The organism is Spirillospora sp. NPDC049652 (genome assembly GCF_040675125.1).
GTDB lineage: Bacteria > Actinomycetota > Actinomycetes > Streptosporangiales > Streptosporangiaceae > Spirillospora.
This window is the reverse complement of the sequence record NZ_JBFAOF010001113.1, coordinates 1-2,125: the sequence shown is the minus strand read 5'-3', so window position 1 is coordinate 2,125 and position 2,125 is coordinate 1. Positions and strand designations below refer to the sequence as shown.

Here is a 2,125-nt window from a genome sequence, read left to right as displayed (position 1 = left end):
CGGCGCCGACGCGCGCGTTCGAGTGCGGGAGTTGCGCGGTCGAACGCCGCACGGCCGCGACCGTCCGGGCGGACAGGCCGGTCCGCGCGGCGACGGCGCGGTCCGACGACTCCGGTTCGGCGGCGAGGATGCGCGCGGCGGCGGCGCGCCGGTCGGCGATCGTCAGCGGGAGGCCGTGCGTGATGTTCAGCTCCACCGCGCGGGCGAACGCCTCGGCGGCGGTGCCGTCGAAGTACACGGCCTCGATGTGGGTGTCGCCGCGCAGCATGGCCGCGCGGAGCCGGTGCATGCCGTCGATGACCCGCATGGTCGGGCGGTGCACCAGGATCGGGGGCAGCGGCGTCTCCACGCCGACGAGGCGGAACACGTGCTCGCGGTCCTCCCCGCGCAGGCGGGGGGAGTCCGCGGGCCGCAGCGAGCCGATCGCGACCAGGTGGACGTCGGGGCCCTCACCGCCGGCCGGGGCGGCGTGGCCGGTCGAGGCGGCGGGACCGGTCGGGGCGGCGGGGCCGGTGGAGACGGCGGGGTTGGCAGGGCCGGCGGAGCTGGCGGGGATGCGTGCGGTGCCGGGGGAGCGGCCTTCGGCCGTTTCCGGTCCGGGACGACGCGCGGCGCCGCGTGCCATGGATTTCCTCCACACCTTACGGAACGGAACAAAGACCCATGCGGACCCGCGGAACCACACGGGAAGGCACGGGAGCCGACCCGTTGTGTTCCGGGGGACATGTGCCCCCATTACAAACCGATTAGTCGGTTTGTTGCAACCCTGTGCAACCCTATGACCCGCTGGTCAGGAATCCCTCCGCCGCAGGTCGGGGGCCGAATCCGGGCGGCATTCGGGCAGGCCGCACCGGATTCGTGGCGGAGTGATCTGTTGACGTGACACTGCGTAGTGGAATTGTGACCGGCCGCCCGAAAGGCCCCGGGGGCGCGGCATTTGGAGCATGCCGGCGCGCCCCGCCCCCGTTCCCCGGGGACGGGTGGAGCAATTTGAGAGGGACGGCGGAACGCGGCGGGGGAGATTCAGTCCTTCGTTTCCGTGGGAGCGTTTGAATAAACCGCCTTCGCGCCGATTTTCCGGGCGGCGGTGAGGGAGGCCCACGCGGTGAGCCCGAGCAGCGCCGCGTCGCGGGGGTCGGTCCGCCGGAACGCGGCCACCTCGGACGGCCCGATCCGGTAGGACGCCACCGCGGTGAGCAGCGCCAGCCGCGCCGCCGGACGCGCCGCCTCCGGCACCGTGGCGACGGCCTCCTCCAGCCAGTCGCGGCCTGCGGGCGGGTGGGCGCCGTCCCAGGCGTCCAGATGGTCGCCCACCAGGGCGCGGGCCGGGTCGGGGACGGCTCGGCCAGCCCGTTCGACGGCGGCGGACGCCCGTGCGAAGGCGTCCCCGACGACCGGGTCGGCGGCGGCCCACGACAGGTCGCCGGGGAGCGGAGCCGGGGGGAGCAGGGCCAGCGAGAGGCCCGGCTCGGCCCCCCGGCGCGCCGCCGGACGCAGCAGCCGGCCGAGCACGCGCATCATGGGCGCGCGCACCCGGGCGGGCACCCGGGACGGGACGGGTGAGTCCTCCAGGAAGATGTTCACCATCCGGTTGAGGTAGTGAAATGTAACGGCGACGCCGAGCAGGCGGGGAACGCGCTCCGCCTCGAACGGCACGGGCGCCGGCGCGCCCGCCGCCGGCCGTCCCGCCCCGGCGGCCCACGCCGCGAGCCCGTCCCGGCCCGCAGCGTCCCGGCCCGCGCCGTTTCCGCCCACACCGTCCAAGCCCGCGCCGTCCGAGCCCACGCCGTCCCGGCCCATGCCGTTCGCCCCCTGGGCGGGGACGAGGTCGTGCAGCGCGGCCTCGTGGACGGCCACGCAGTACGGGCAGGCGTTGGCGCGGGACACGGCCGCGGCGACCGCCTCGGCGTCCGGGCGTCCCGCCGCCGGACCGGCGACGAGCGTCTCCCGCAGCATGACCCAGGCGGCGGCGAGGACCTCCGGTGCGGGCGAGTGCAGCGCCACCGGCGGCGCGAGCATCCCGAAGTCGCGTTCGACCTGCTCGTAGACCCGCGCGACCAGCCCCTCGGCCGCCGCCGGGCGGACCGGGTCGACATGCGCGACCCGGTCCAGCGTCCGGTGCAGC

Annotated in this window: 2 protein-coding genes; both read right to left on the bottom strand. The window is 76.0% G+C overall.

The features are described 5' to 3' along the window. Positions 1 to 625, bottom strand: a 625-nt coding sequence (locus AB0J52_RS37550) for a ParB/RepB/Spo0J family partition protein (RefSeq protein ID WP_500187724.1), incomplete at its 3' end; no start/stop codon positions are given. 398 nt (positions 626 to 1,023) lie between these two features. Continuing rightward, the coding region (locus AB0J52_RS37545) for a carboxymuconolactone decarboxylase family protein (RefSeq protein WP_500187722.1) at positions 1,024 to 2,125 on the bottom strand (1,102 nt) is incomplete at its 5' end.